Genomic DNA, 12,996 nt, shown 5'->3' with positions numbered 1-12,996 from the left:
TCTCCCTGCACGACGCCGGGCCGCACCTTCCCTACGGAAGGTGCGGCCCGGCGTCGTCGTTCAGGTGGATGGTGGGAGGTCCCAGGCTCGCGCGCCGCCCACCAGCGCGGCGGAGTTCGGCACGATGACGACGTCGTCGCCGAGGCGGGCGAGGGCCGACGGCGTGATGCACCGCGAGTTGCCGCCCCCGATGTAGAGCCGGTCCCAGTGGAAGACGGGCCGCAGCCCGTCGACGACGGTGACCACACGCCGCGACCACAGCCCGTCCCCGAGCCGACGTCGTTCGGGCTCACCGATGTACTGGTCGTACGTGAGGTTGCGGCGCACCGGGGCGTGCGACCACTCCAGGTGCGGTGCGATGCGCCCGCCGTGGAACATCGCCGTCCCGAGGCCGGTGCCCAGCGTGATCACGAGCTCGAGACCCGACGCCGCGACCACGCCCGCGCCGTGCACCTCGGCGTCGTTCAGGACGAGCGCGGGGAGCCCGAGGCGTTGCGCGACCGCTGCCTGCATGTCGAAGCTGCGCCACGCGTCGACGAGAGCGGGCACGACACGCGAGCGTGGCCCCGACCGGGTGATGTAGTGCGGCGTGTGCACGACGACGCCGCTGCGGATCATGCCGGGCATGCCGACCGTGACCCGCGCGGCCGCGGGGAGGTCGGTGGCGATCTTCGCGATCGTGTCGACGAGCAGCTCGGGCGGCAGCGGGTAGGGCGTAGGCACGCGGACGGGTGCTGCGTGGGCGGTCCCGGACGAGTCGAGGACGGCGGCCTTGATCCCGCCACCGCCACAGTCGACCGCGAGGGTGAGGGTGTCTGCCATGACGTCACTTTACGAACCTTCGCGGGGGATCGGGGAAGATGACTTTCGTGAACGAATTCATCAGGGTCCGGCTCGACCTCGCCTACGACGGGACGGACTTCGCCGGCTGGGCGCGCCAGCCGGGCCTGCGCACCGTGGAGGGCGCCCTCGAGGACGGTCTCGCGCGGGTCCTGCGCAGCGAGCAGCGCGGCCGGCCGACGCCGCGGTTCACGGTCGCCGGCCGCACCGACTCGGGTGTCCACGCGCGTGGCCAGGTGGCGCACGTCGACATCGAGGCCGCCGACTGGGCCGGGCTGCCCGGCCGTGCGGGGCGTTCCGGTCGCACCCCCGAGGAGGCTCTGGTGTCCCGCCTGACGGGCGTGCTCCCCGGCGACGTCGTCGTGCGCAGGGCCGCACCGGCCCCCAGGGGCTTCGACGCGCGCTTCTCCGCGCTGCGCCGCCGCTACACCTACCGGATCGCCGACGACGTCGCGCTGCGCGACCCCCTGCGCCGCAGGCACGTCCTGTGGACCCGCAAGCCGCTCGACGTCGCAGCGATGGACGCCGCCGTCCGCCCGCTCACCGGCGTGCGCGACTTCGCCTCCTACTGCAAGCCCCGGCCCGGGGCCACGACCATCCGCGAGCTGCAGCGCATCGCCTGGGAGCGGCCCGCCGAGGGGCCCGACGCCGGGCTCGCCGTCGCGCACGTCGTCGCCGACGCGTTCTGCCACAACATGGTGCGCGCGCTCGTGGGCGCGTCGATAGCGGTGGGGGAGGGACGCCGCCCCGTGAGCTGGCCCGCGGTGCTCCTGGCGAGCCGACGGCGGGACGCGGGCGTCTTCGTCGTGCCGCCCGAAGGCCTGTGCCTGGAGGAGATCACGTTCCCGCCGGACGCCGAGCTCGCGGCCCGAGCCGACGCTGTCCGGACGAAGCGGATGGACGAGGACGTCTGGGACGAGCAGGTCCCGGCGAAGTAGAACTGTGGCGAGATCGAACCACGGCTTCCGCCAGGTTCCATCTCGCCACAGCTCTACTTCGCTGCCGTTCTATCTCGGCGTCATGGCTCCTCGACCCAGTGGACCGCGGCCTCCTCGGCGCTCGCCCCCGCGCCGTCGATGCCCGCGTCCATGCCGTACAGGTCGTTCTGGCGGGTGCCGTCCTCGGCCGCGTAGCTGCCCGGGTCCGCGTCGGGGTCGGAGATGAGCCGTCCCGCGCGGGACGTGTCGGCGCGGTCGAGCGGGTCGACCTGCCAGATGTCCGGCTCCTCCTCGTTGAGGCGCTGGTCGATCGGCTCGCCGTGCCGCTCCTCCCACGAGGTCTCGCCCCAGTGGTTCTTGCGGGGGCGGTCGGGCGGGGAGTAGCCCTCGTCGAGCGCGTCCTTCAGGCCCCGGCTGTAGAGGCTGTCCTCGGACGAGAGCTGGTCGCTGTCGCCCTCTGCGATCCCGTCCGGTCCGGGCATCGTGGCTGGGGTTTCCTCGGTCATGCTCCTACCGTGGCACCAGTTCGGCGCGAACGCCACAGGCAGACGTGTCGAACCTCATGCCCACTTTCCTGCCCGGTTGGCGCCCACGCTTTGACCCCTGGGGAAACTGGCAGGTACTCTAATGAGTCGTTGTGCTTTGTCACCGACGTCCTGCGTCAGCAGCGAGCCCACTCGCGTGCCGACGAACGGCCCGGACGTCATTCTGACCCCCGCGCACAACGACCTGACTCTTCGGGCGCTGCTTCTCGCCCGACGACACCGAAAACGAAAAGGTTACGAACCGTGCGTACGTACACCCCCAAGCCCGGCGACGTCCAGCGCGACTGGTACGTCGTCGACGCGACCGACGTCGTCCTGGGCCGCCTGGCAAGCCAGGTCGCCATTCTGCTGCGCGGGAAGCACAAGCCGACCTTCGCCCCGCACGTCGACGGTGGTGACTTCGTCATCATCATCAACGCGGACAAGGTCGCGCTGAGCGGCAACAAGCGTGAGACGAAGCTTGCCTACCGCCACTCGGGCTACCCGGGCGGCCTCACTGCCACCCCGTACGGCGAGTTCCTGGACACCAAGCCGGAGCGCGCCATCGAGAAGGCCGTGCGCGGCATGATCCCCAAGACCTCGCTCGGTCGGACGCAGATGACCCACCTGAAGGTCTACGCAGGCTCTGAGCACCCGCACACGGCGCAGCAGGCCAAGCCGTTCGAGATCACCCAGGTTTCGCAGCAGGCCTGACGCCGCTGCCGGATCGCAACGCTGAAGGACGCGAGGACACCACAGTGGCCGAGACCACCGTCGAAATCGAGCAGGGCGCAGAGACGCCCAGCAACTACACCACCGAGACTGCTGCGCCCGCAACGCGCGGTTCGTCCATCACCGCCCCGGGCCAGGCCCTCGGGCGCCGCAAGGAGGCCGTGGCGCGCGTGCGCCTCGTCCCCGGTACCGGCACCTGGAAGGTCAACGGCCGCACCCTCGAGGAGTACTTCCCGAACAAGGTGCACCAGCAGCTGGTGAACTCCCCGCTGCAGCTGGTCGAGGTCGAGGGCCGCTTCGACGTCATCGCCCGTATCACGGGTGGCGGCACGTCGGGCCAGGCCGGTGCGCTGCGCCTGGGCATCGCCCGTGCGCTGAACGCCATCGACGAGGACGCGAACCGCGCCGAGCTGAAGAAGGCCGGCTTCCTCACGCGTGACGACCGCAAGGTCGAGCGCAAGAAGGCCGGTCTCAAGAAGGCCCGCAAGGCTCCGCAGTACTCGAAGCGCTGATCCAAGCGCTTGGCTGGGTGGCCCCGCCGAACAGTGTCGACACTGTTCGGCGGGGCCATCTGTGTTGCCAGGCTGACGACAAGCCGGAACGCAGGTCCGGGCCGAGAACGGGCCCCGGAGCCGCGTTTCCGCTCGAGGAAGCGCGGCCGACAGCACGGTCGGCATGCGCGGGAGCCCGCTACGGTGGGATCCGGACGATCTGAGGAGAACCGGCATGGGCAGGCTGTTCGGCACCGACGGAGTTCGGGGCCTCGCCAACAGGGACATCACGGCGGAGCTGGCGCTGGAGCTGGGCGCCGCCGCCGCGCGGGTCCTGACGGCGCAAGGTGAGCTGCTGGGCCCGCGACCGCGGGCCGTCGTCGGGCGGGACACGCGCGCTTCGGGCGAGTTCCTCGCCGGCGCGGTCGCTGCGGGTCTCGCGTCCGCCGGCGTGGACGTGGTGATGCTCAACGTGCTGCCCACGCCCGCGCTGGCCTATCTCGTGACCGAGCTGGAAGCCGACCTCGGCGTCATGGTCTCCGCCTCGCACAACCCGATGCCGGACAACGGCATCAAGTTCTTCGCCCGCGGCGGGCTCAAGCTCGACGATGCCGTCGAGGACGCCATCCAGGCCACCCTCGGCGACGACTGGGAGCGCCCGACGGGCGCCGGCGTCGGGCGCATCCGCACGGACGGCCAGGCGGCCGCCGAGCGCTACGTGCGGCACCTGACCGACAGCGTCGGCACCACCCCGGACCACCGGCCCCTCGAAGGGCTGCGGATCGCGCTCGACTGCGCGAACGGCGCCGCCAGCGAGGTGGGCCCGGAGGCGCTGCGCGCCGCGGGCGCCGACGTCGTGGTGATGAACGCCAGCCCGGACGGCCGGAACATCAACGAGAAGTGCGGCTCCACGCACCCGGAGCAGCTGCAGGCCGTCGTCGTGGCGTCCGAGGCGGACTTCGGCGTCGCGTTCGACGGCGACGCCGACCGCTGCCTCGCCGTCGACCACACCGGCGCCATCGTGGACGGCGACCAGATCCTCGGGATCCTGGCCACCGCGCTCAAGGAGGAGGGGCGCCTGCCGGGCGACACCCTGGTCGTGACGGTGATGAGCAACCTCGGCCTGATCCTCGCGATGCGGGAGCGGGGCATCACGACGGTGCAGACCGCCGTCGGCGACCGGTACGTGCTGGAGGAGATGCGGGCCAAGGGCTTCGGCCTGGGCGGCGAGCAGTCGGGCCACATCATCCTGGCCGACCACGCGACGACCGGCGACGGCGTCCTGTCGGCGCTGCATCTCGCGGCGCGGGTCAAGGCGTCGGGCAAGCGACTGGGTGATCTTGCGGGTGAGATCGAGCGCCTGCCGCAGACGCTCGTCAACGTGCGTGGCGTGGACAAGTCCCGGGCCGGTACGGACGAGGGCGTCCAGACGGCCGTGGCCGACGCGGCCGCGCGGCTCGGCGACACCGGCCGGGTGCTCCTGCGCCAGTCGGGCACGGAGCCGCTGGTGCGCGTCATGGTCGAGGCCCCGGCCCAGGACGAGGCGGACAAGGTCGCGGAGGACCTCGCCGCCGTCGTGCGGGAGCGGCTCTCACTGTAGGTAGCTCGCGCCGCCGCAGTGGCGAGGCAGGCGTGAACGGCCCGTGAATCCTTGGAAGCGGGGTTCTACCAGGGGGTCCCCTGATGCGATTCAGGGGTACCCCTTGCGTAGGCTGGCACTAGGCACTATGAGGTGCCGCACTTTCACCCCGGGTAGTGCCCGGCCGAGACTTCCGAGGTCCCGTGCTCGAACTCATCTCCACACTGCTAGGCGCCACCGAGGCCTGGATCCTCGCGATGGCTGCCTCGCCGTGGATCTACCCGGCCATGTTCGCGTTCGCGACCATCGACGGCTTCTTCCCGCCGCTGCCGAGCGAGTCGGTGGTGATCACGCTGGCGGTCTCCGCGCACAGCACGGGCACGCCCTGGATGTGGCTCGTGCTGGTCGCCGCGGCGGCCGGTGCGTGGGTGGGCGACCAGATCGCGTACCAGATCGGGCTCATGATCGGCACCGACCGCGTGCCGTTCCTGCAGTCGCCGCGCGGACGCCGGGCCGTGGCCTGGGCGGAGCGCGCACTGGCCCGCCGCGGAGCCTCGTTCATCCTGGCGGCACGTTACATCCCGATCGGCCGCGTGGCAGTGAACATGACGGCGGGCGCCGTCGGCTACCCGCGACGCCGGTTCATGGTCATCGCCGCGATCGCGGCGGTCATGTGGGCCCTCTACTCGGCAGGTATCGGCCTGGTCGCCGCGCAGTGGCTCGGTCACGACCCGCTGCTGGCCATCGGCATCGGCGTGGTGCTGGGCGTGGTGATGGGCTTCATCGTGGACAAGGTGGTGGGCTGGTTCTCGCACCGGCATCTCGACGAGACGCCGGACGACGCCGACCAGAAGGTCGCCGTCCCGGCGGGCGTCCCCGAGGTCGTCGCCGAGCTCGCCGTCCCGGCCGACGACGACGCGGGCAAGCCCGCGGGCGACCGCTGACTAGAGCTTGCGCAGGCGGACCCGCTGCACCGCATGGTCCGAGCCCTTGGTGAGCACCAAGGTCGCGCGGCCCCTCGTGGGCAGGATGTTCCGCTCGAGGTTGGGCGCGTTGATGGACTCCCAGATCTTCAGGGCCCGGTCCGTGGCCTCCTGGTCGGAGAGCGACGCATACCGCTTGAAGTAGGAGTCCGGCTTGGTGAACGCGGTGCGGCGCAGCTCGAGGAACCGGTCCACGTACCACTGGCGGATGTTCCGCGTGCGGGCATCCACGTAGATCGAGAAGTCGAAGAAGTCGCTCACCGCGACGGTCGACTCGTCGACGGCGGACGGCCGGGCCGGCTGCAGCACGTTCAGGCCCTCGACGATGAGCACGTCGGGCTTGCGGACCACCACCTCCAGCTCGGGCACGATGTCATAGATGACGTGCGAGTACACGGGTGCGCGCACCTCGGCCTGGCCGGCCTTGATCCGGGACAGGAACCGGATCAGGGCGCGCCGGTCGTACGACTCCGGGAAGCCCTTGCGCTCCATCAGTCCCCGCCGCTCGAGCTCCGCGTTCGGGTAGAGGAACCCGTCGGTGGTGATGAGCTCGACGCGCGGCGTCTCGGGCCATCGGGCGAGCATCTCGCGCAGGACGCGCGCCGTCGTCGACTTCCCGACCGCCACCGACCCGGCCACGCCGATGACGTACGGGGTGCGGGGCGGGTCCTCGTGCAGGAAGGTCGACGTCGCGTCGTGCAGGCCGCCGGTGGCCTGCACGTAGAGGTTGAGCAGGCGCGACAGGGGGCGGTAGATCGCGTCGACCTCGGCCAGGTCGATCGGGTCACCGAGTCCGCGCAGGCGCTCGACGTCGTCGTCGGTCAGCGGCAGCGGGGTGGATGCCGAGAGGCGGCTCCAGGCCGCACGGTCGAGATCCACGTAGGGTGAGGACGGGGCGAGGGCGAGCAGGTGCTCACCGAGGTCCGTCGTCGAGAACTGTGACACCACCTGCAGCATTGTGCCCCACCTGGCGCGGGGAATCGCCACCCGTCGCGGTTCGGCTGCCCGTGGCGGGCGGCACAGCCGCCCTGTGAGCCCCGTCATGCGGGGCGGACGAGAACCCTCGTTAGACTCGCCCGCATGTGTGGGATCGTTGGTTACACGGGAACTGCAGCGACTATGGCGGACGGCGACGCCCGGGGTGCTGCCTCGCCGTCGGGCACGCCACTCGACGTTGCCATCGAGGGACTGCGCCGCCTGGAGTACCGCGGCTACGACTCGGCCGGCGTGGCGCTCGTGGCGCCCGGGCTGGACGGCGTCGCGTGGGCCAAGAAGTCCGGCAAGCTCGCCAACCTGATCGAGGTCCTCGACCACGACCCCCTGCCCGAGGCCACCGCCGCGATCGGGCACACGCGCTGGGCCACGCACGGCGGCCCCACCGACGCGAACGCCCACCCGCACCTGGCCGACGGCGACCGGCTCGCCGTGATCCACAACGGTATCGTGGAGAACTTCGCCCAGCTCAAGGCTGAGCTGCTGCTCGACGGCGTGACGTTCCGCTCCGAGACCGACACCGAGGTGGCGGCTCACCTGGTGGCCAAGGCGTACCGCGAGACGGGGAACCTGACGGAGGCCATGACGGCCGCCGCAGGCCGCCTCGAGGGCACGTTCACGCTGCTCGCTGTGCACGCCGACGCTCCCGAGACCGTGGTGGGCGCCCGGCACGACTCCCCGCTCGTGGTGGGGCTCGGCGAGGGCGAGAACTTCCTGGGGTCCGACGTCGCCGCGTTCATCGCGCACACCAAGGAGGCCCTCGAGCTGGGTCAGGACCAGGTGGTGACCATCACGCCGACGTCCGTGACCGTGACGGACTTCGACGGCAAGCCCGCCGAGGCCAAGCGCTACACCGTGGACTGGGACGCGGCCGCCGCGGAGAAGGGCGGCTTCGCGTCCTTCATGGACAAGGAGATCCACGACCAGCCGCAGGCCGTCGCCGACACGCTGCTCGGCCGCACGGACGCCGCGGGCGCGCTCGTGCTGGACGACCTGCGCATCGACGAGTCGATCCTGCGCGCGGTGAACAAGATCATCGTGATCGCCTGCGGCACGGCCGCCTACTCCGGGCACGTGGCCAAGTACGCGATCGAGCACTGGTGCCGCATCCCCGTCGAGGTCGAGCTGGCGCACGAGTTCCGCTACCGCGACCCGATCGTCGACGAGCGCACCCTGGTGGTCGCCGTGACTCAGTCCGGCGAGACCATGGACACCCTGATGGCCGTGCGGCACGCGCGGGAGCAGGGCGCCAAGGTGATCTCCATCGTCAACACCCACGGCTCCACGATCCCGCGCGAGTCCGACGCCGTGCTGTACACGCACGCCGGCCCGGAGATCGCCGTCGCCTCCACCAAGGCGTTCCTGGCGCAGATCACCGCCGCCTACGTGCTCGGCCTGTACCTGGCGCAGCTGCGCGGCAACAAGTTCCCCGACGAGATCGCCACGCTGCTCGACGAGCTGCGGGACATGCCGCGCAAGATCCAGACGGTCATCGAGCGCGGCGAGTACGTGCGCGCGACCGCCCGGTCGATGGAGAAGTCCGACAAGGTGTTGTTCCTGGGGCGGCACGTCGGGTTCCCGGTGGCCCTGGAGGGCGCGCTCAAGCTCAAGGAGCTCGCCTACATCCACGCGGAGGGCTTCGCCGCGGGCGAGCTCAAGCACGGGCCGATCGCGCTGATCGACGAGGGGCAGCCCGTGTTCGTGGTGGTGCCCTCGCCGCGCGGCCGCGACTCCCTGCATTCCAAGGTGGTCTCCAACATCCAGGAGATCCGGGCGCGCGGCGCCCGCACCCTGGTGATCGCGGAGGACGGCGACGACGAGGTGCGCAAGTACGCCGACGAGATCTTCTGGATCCCGCAGGCACCCACGCTGCTCCAGCCGCTGCTGGCCGTGGTGCCGCTGCAGATCTTCGCGATGGCGCTGGCGACGGCGAAGGGCCTGGACGTGGACCAGCCGCGCAACCTCGCGAAGTCGGTGACGGTCGAGTAGCCGATCGTGGCCCGGGCCGCCGGCCCGCAAGTGGTGAGCGCACCCGTTGTGGCACGCTCGGCGGCGTGGACCTCAACAAGCTCTCTGACCTCTCCGACGAAGTCGAGATCATCAGCCGCGTCTACGCGCGGGTGCACGGCGTGGAGCGCACGGACGACTGGCTCGTGCTGAAGCTGCACGAGGAGGTCGGCGAGCTCACCCAGGCGTTCCTCAACCTCTCCGGCCGTTCCCGGGACCGTGGCCTGTCCGACGACGAGACGCGTGATGCGTTCCGCGGCGAGGTCGCGGACGCCCTGGCGCAGCTGTTGCTCGTCGCCCGGCGGTTCGACGTCGACCTGTCCGGGGAGCTGGAGCGCAAGTGGTTCCGCTGGGGACACCTGGTCCGGCCGGAGGACACCGCGGGTATCCGGGATGTCGGTGACCCCGTCTAGGGTCTGGGTCTGACGGGCCGGACACCGCAGTGGCCCAACGAACCGCAGTGGCCCAATGAGAGGAGCACGGATGGCGTACGTGGAGGTCGACGGGGTCCGGGTGCACTACGTGGAGCACGGGTCATCGACGGGTCCCGGGGTGAGCACAGCGGTCATGATTCACGGGTTCCCGGTGGACCACCGGATCATGACCGGTGCGTTCGAGCCGGTCTTCGCGGACCGGCCGGGCTGGCGTCGTATCTACGTCGACCTGCCGGGCATGGGCCGGACGGCGGCGCCCGACGTCGGGAGCACCGACGACGTCTTCCGGATCCTGCGTGGAGCGGTCGAGGCGCTGGTGCCCGAGGGCGCGTACGTCGTCGTCGGGCAGTCGTACGGCGGGTACATGGCGCGGGGGCTCGTCGCCGCCGACCCGGAACGGGTGGCGGGCCTGGCCACCGTCGTGATGCTGGTCGAGCCGCGCCACGAGCTGCGGCAGCTCCCGGGGCGCCGGGTGCTGGTTCGTGACTCGGGGCTGGTCGAGCGGATCGGGGTTGAGGCGCTCGAGGCGGAGGAGGTCCTCGTGGTGCAGACCGAGGAGACGTGGGAGCGGGCGCGCCAGGAGGTGGACCCCGGACTTGCCATTGCCGACCCGGTGGTGACCGCGCGGATCGGGGCGAGCTATGCGGGTACCTTCCCGGTCGAACCCGCGCCGTTCGACAAGCCGGCGCTGATCGTCGTCGGGCGCCAGGACTCGATGACCGGCTACCGCGACGCGTGGGACCTCTTGGAGCACTACCCGCGGGCGACGTTCGCCGTGCTGGATCGCGCGGGGCATGCACTGAACATCGAGCAACCCGGGCTGTTCGAGGCGCTCGTGGGCGAGTGGCTCGACCGCGTCGAGGAGGCGCGCCGAGCCGCCCGGCCTGAGTCGGACCGCCTGAGTCGGACCGCCTGAGTCGGACGGCGGCGCTTGAGCCGGCGCGCCAGCAGGGGCGTCAGCTCGACGCGGCGACGAACACCAGCAGCGTGACGATCGCGGCGATCACGACGCCGAAGACGACGACCATGATCACGGGGAAGGGGAGCTTGTCGTCGTCCTCCGTCATGGCTACCTCCTACGCATGAAAAGTGGCGCGCTGCCGGTACGATGCAGGCGCCACCTTTACCTCTGCATTACGGTATCAGGGTGCCCCAAAGCGGTCATCTCGCGCAAGACCCGGGGCGGAACAGGCGGATGGACCAGGCGGCGGCCGACGGGGACCTACGGCGTGTTTCACAATGGAGATGGTCTGTGAAGCACCGCCCTTCTCGGGCGTCCAGAGTTCAGGCCGCGGGTGCGGTCTGACTGGTTCCCACGTCATTCAGTCCCTTGCCGCCACGGTCGCGAGAACCGGGGTGGGTGGGGGTGTCCTGTCGGTGGGCGTTGTTGACGGGGCCGGCTGCCTGACGGTCCCCGACCCGGGCTGCATCGCGCCCCGCATCGCTCGCAGCAGCAGTGCTTGCTGTTGTGGTGGTGGGGGTGTGGTTCTCGGCCCAGGCGGCGAGATTGAGTGCGGCATTCAGATCCCGGTCCATGACATGCCCACACGTACCGCACGCGAAGACGCGGTCCTTGAGTGTCAGGGCCTTGCGGAGGGTGCCGCAGGACGAGCAGGTCTTGGACGACGGGAACCACCGGTCCGCGAGCATGACGTGTCCGCCGCGCCAGGCCTGCTTGTAGGTGACCTGCCGGGCCAGCTCACCCCATGCCGCGTCCGAGATGGCGCGGGACAGCTTGCGGTTGCTCGTCATGCCGGTGATGTTCAGGTCTTCCAGGACCAGCTGGGCGTGGTTCTTGACCAGCTGGTTGGACACCTGATGCAGATAGTGGTTTCGACGGTCGCGGATCCGGGCGTACTGCCGTCCCAGACGCACGACAGCCTTAAGGCGGTTCTTCGATCCTCTCTTCTTCCGGGACGCGGCCCGGGACAGACGGCGCAGGCGGGGCAGGCCTCGCCGCAACGCGCGCTGGTTGGTGACCCGCAGGACCTCGGTACCGTCGGACGAGCCGGCGACCGCCAGGTCATGCAGGCCACGATCCACCCCTACCCATCCCTGCTCACCCTGGGCCTTGCCGTGCTGCGTGTTGTCCTGTCCGACGTCGATGTCCGTGGGCCGGTCAGGCTGGGGCGTGTGCCGCGCCGCAGGATGGAGATCGGCGGCCTCGACGGTGATGGAGATCCACCACCGGTTCACTCCCCGGGACACCGTCACCGACAGGATCCGGGCCCGGCCCGTAGCGATCATCCTGCGCAACCGCCGCGTGTCCTCCCGCACCCGCAACGTCCCGATCTTCGGCAACGTCACCGACCGCGCACCATTTCCGCCCTGACCACCTTTGTTGCCGACGCGGATGCTCGACCGGCCACCGGTGGTCTTGTTCCGGATCCGGAACGACCCACCCGCATGGCTCTTCTTCTTGAACCGCGGGAACCCGACCCGTGGCCCCTTCCGGGCCCCGGTCCGTGAGTCTTTGCACGCCTTCAGCCCGCGGCCCAGGTCGACGGCGGCTTCCTCGAACACCTGCGCCAGGACCTGGTCGCGCCATACCAGACCCGTGACCACCAGGTCCGTGGTCCCGTCAGGACCGACGACGAACCGGCGCCCCGCAGCCTCGGACCGCTTCCACGCGTTGAACGCATTGATCAGATCGAAGCCCGACCACGGCACCCCCGGCCCACCGCGAGAGTCGTCAATGTCGGAGGGAGCACCATCGTCGTCGGACGCCGCCCCCGAGCCGGGCCCCGAACCAGGCGCCGAGCTCTGCTCGCGGTCGGCCATGGCGCGCGCGTCCTTGTGCAGCCGCAACGCCTGGTTGAACGCGAACCGGGCCGCCCCGACATGCCGCGACAGCACACGCTCCTGCTCGACCGACAGGTCGAGACAGAACCGGAACGACGTGTGCCTTGCCATGGCCGCCATCCTGCCACCGACCCATCACCAAGCCGCACACCTGTTCTATACGCCGGGACGAACCAGCCAACCACCACCGGACCGCAACCCATTCCGAAACACGCCCTAGGCTGAGGCCATGATCATCGGGACGGGCATCGACGTGGTCGACGTGGACCGGTTCATGGACACCCTCGACCGCACGCCCCGGCTGCGCGACAAGCTGTTCACGGAGGCGGAGCGCGAGCTGCCGCCGGCGTCCCTGGCTGCCCGGTTCGCGGCGAAGGAGGCCATCGCGAAGTCGCTCGGCGCCCCCGGGAACCTCAAGTGGCATGACGTCACGGTGCACCGCACGGTGGGCGGTCCGCCCCGGATCGACGCGAGCGGCACCGTTGCCGCCCGGGCCGCCGAGCTCGGTGTGCGCACCTGGCACATCACGATCTCCCACGATGCAGGCATCGCGTCGGCGATGGTGATCGCGGAGGGCTGAGCCGGCCCGTCGTCGGCTGCTGGATCTGAAGGTCCGCTTCGAGAACACGATCTGGCCCGGATTTCTCGGGAAACCCAAGCCCGATCGTGTTCT

Annotated in this window: 13 protein-coding genes; 9 read left to right on the top strand and 4 right to left on the bottom strand. The window is 70.6% G+C overall.

From position 1 onward, the window contains the following. Positions 1 to 60: 60 nt before the first annotated feature. Positions 61 to 822 carry an ROK family protein gene (locus C8K30_RS07630; RefSeq protein WP_108492283.1) on the bottom strand — a complete coding sequence of 254 codons (762 nt, stop codon included), beginning with the start codon at positions 820 to 822 and terminating at the stop codon, positions 61 to 63. A 38-nt stretch (positions 823 to 860) separates the two neighbouring features. Between C8K30_RS07630 and truA the strand changes: the two genes are divergently transcribed. Next, positions 861 to 1,778, top strand: coding sequence for a tRNA pseudouridine(38-40) synthase TruA (gene truA / locus C8K30_RS07625; RefSeq protein ID WP_108492282.1), 918 nt, complete (start codon positions 861 to 863; stop codon positions 1,776 to 1,778). A gap of 80 nt (positions 1,779 to 1,858) precedes the next feature. On the opposite strand, the gene C8K30_RS07620 is transcribed toward truA, so the two are convergent. Then, on the bottom strand, positions 1,859 to 2,284 hold the full coding sequence (locus C8K30_RS07620; RefSeq protein ID WP_108492281.1) for a DUF5709 domain-containing protein: 426 nt from the start codon (positions 2,282 to 2,284) through the stop codon (positions 1,859 to 1,861). Between the two features lie 282 nt (positions 2,285 to 2,566). Between C8K30_RS07620 and rplM the strand changes: the two genes are divergently transcribed. The 4 genes from rplM to C8K30_RS07600 all read left to right on the top strand — a co-directional run bounded on the left by rplM (position 2,567) and on the right by C8K30_RS07600 (position 6,048). Then, positions 2,567 to 3,016 carry a 50S ribosomal protein L13 gene (rplM, locus tag C8K30_RS07615; RefSeq protein WP_108492280.1) on the top strand — a complete coding sequence of 150 codons (450 nt, stop codon included), beginning with the start codon at positions 2,567 to 2,569 and terminating at the stop codon, positions 3,014 to 3,016. A 44-nt stretch (positions 3,017 to 3,060) separates the two neighbouring features. Then, a complete protein-coding gene (gene rpsI / locus C8K30_RS07610) occupies positions 3,061 to 3,546 on the top strand; it encodes a 30S ribosomal protein S9 (RefSeq protein WP_108492279.1) in 486 nt (161 codons plus the stop codon). Between the two features lie 214 nt (positions 3,547 to 3,760). Beyond that, positions 3,761 to 5,125, top strand: coding sequence for a phosphoglucosamine mutase (glmM, locus tag C8K30_RS07605; protein ID WP_108492278.1), 1,365 nt, complete (start codon positions 3,761 to 3,763; stop codon positions 5,123 to 5,125). A gap of 182 nt (positions 5,126 to 5,307) precedes the next feature. Further along, the gene (locus C8K30_RS07600; RefSeq protein ID WP_108492277.1) at positions 5,308 to 6,048 is read left to right on the top strand and encodes a DedA family protein; all 741 of its coding nucleotides are present in this window, start codon (positions 5,308 to 5,310) and stop codon (positions 6,046 to 6,048) included. Here the strand turns inward: C8K30_RS07600 and coaA are convergent, their stop codons facing one another. After that, positions 6,049 to 7,044 carry a type I pantothenate kinase gene (gene coaA, locus C8K30_RS07595; RefSeq protein ID WP_108492276.1) on the bottom strand — a complete coding sequence of 332 codons (996 nt, stop codon included), beginning with the start codon at positions 7,042 to 7,044 and terminating at the stop codon, positions 6,049 to 6,051. Positions 7,045 to 7,167: 123 nt separating this feature from the next. Here coaA and glmS point away from each other — a divergent pair, with 123 nt between their 5' ends. From glmS to C8K30_RS07580, 3 genes are all read left to right on the top strand, one after another. Next, a complete protein-coding gene (gene glmS, locus C8K30_RS07590; protein ID WP_108492275.1) occupies positions 7,168 to 9,069 on the top strand; it encodes a glutamine--fructose-6-phosphate transaminase (isomerizing) in 1,902 nt (633 codons plus the stop codon). Between the two features lie 65 nt (positions 9,070 to 9,134). Continuing rightward, the gene (locus C8K30_RS07585; RefSeq protein WP_108492274.1) at positions 9,135 to 9,500 is read left to right on the top strand and encodes a pyrophosphatase; all 366 of its coding nucleotides are present in this window, start codon (positions 9,135 to 9,137) and stop codon (positions 9,498 to 9,500) included. Positions 9,501 to 9,570: 70 nt separating this feature from the next. Continuing rightward, on the top strand, positions 9,571 to 10,437 hold the full coding sequence (locus C8K30_RS07580; RefSeq protein WP_199230392.1) for an alpha/beta fold hydrolase: 867 nt from the start codon (positions 9,571 to 9,573) through the stop codon (positions 10,435 to 10,437). Positions 10,438 to 10,805: 368 nt separating this feature from the next. On the opposite strand, the gene C8K30_RS07575 is transcribed toward C8K30_RS07580, so the two are convergent. Further along, a complete protein-coding gene (locus C8K30_RS07575; RefSeq protein WP_158280957.1) occupies positions 10,806 to 12,434 on the bottom strand; it encodes an RNA-guided endonuclease TnpB family protein in 1,629 nt (542 codons plus the stop codon). A 118-nt stretch (positions 12,435 to 12,552) separates the two neighbouring features. On the opposite strand from C8K30_RS07575, the gene C8K30_RS07570 reads away from it, so the two are divergent. Further along, on the top strand, positions 12,553 to 12,903 hold the full coding sequence (locus C8K30_RS07570) for a holo-ACP synthase (RefSeq protein WP_108492272.1): 351 nt from the start codon (positions 12,553 to 12,555) through the stop codon (positions 12,901 to 12,903). The last annotated feature ends 93 nt before the right edge of the window (positions 12,904 to 12,996 follow it).

This window comes from Promicromonospora sp. AC04 (genome assembly GCF_003058225.1).
Taxonomy (GTDB): Bacteria; Actinomycetota; Actinomycetes; order Actinomycetales; family Cellulomonadaceae; genus Promicromonospora.
This window is presented reverse-complemented; position numbering and strand designations above follow the sequence as displayed.

Excerpts from the sequence above, each read along its gene's own strand:
- C8K30_RS07630 (WP_108492283.1), bottom strand. The coding sequence starts at position 822 with ATGGCAGACACCCTCACCCTCGCGGTCGACTGTGGCGGTGGCGGGATC.
- truA (WP_108492282.1), top strand. The coding sequence starts at position 861 with ATGACTTTCGTGAACGAATTCATCAGGGTCCGGCTCGACCTCGCCTAC.
- C8K30_RS07620 (WP_108492281.1), bottom strand. The coding sequence starts at position 2,284 with ATGACCGAGGAAACCCCAGCCACGATGCCCGGACCGGACGGGATCGCA.
- glmM (WP_108492278.1), top strand. The coding sequence starts at position 3,761 with ATGGGCAGGCTGTTCGGCACCGACGGAGTTCGGGGCCTCGCCAACAGG.
- coaA (WP_108492276.1), bottom strand. The coding sequence starts at position 7,044 with ATGCTGCAGGTGGTGTCACAGTTCTCGACGACGGACCTCGGTGAGCAC.
- glmS (WP_108492275.1), top strand. The coding sequence starts at position 7,168 with ATGTGTGGGATCGTTGGTTACACGGGAACTGCAGCGACTATGGCGGAC.
- C8K30_RS07580 (WP_199230392.1), top strand. The coding sequence starts at position 9,571 with ATGGCGTACGTGGAGGTCGACGGGGTCCGGGTGCACTACGTGGAGCAC.
- C8K30_RS07575 (WP_158280957.1), bottom strand. The coding sequence starts at position 12,434 with ATGGCAAGGCACACGTCGTTCCGGTTCTGTCTCGACCTGTCGGTCGAG.
- C8K30_RS07570 (WP_108492272.1), top strand. The coding sequence starts at position 12,553 with ATGATCATCGGGACGGGCATCGACGTGGTCGACGTGGACCGGTTCATG.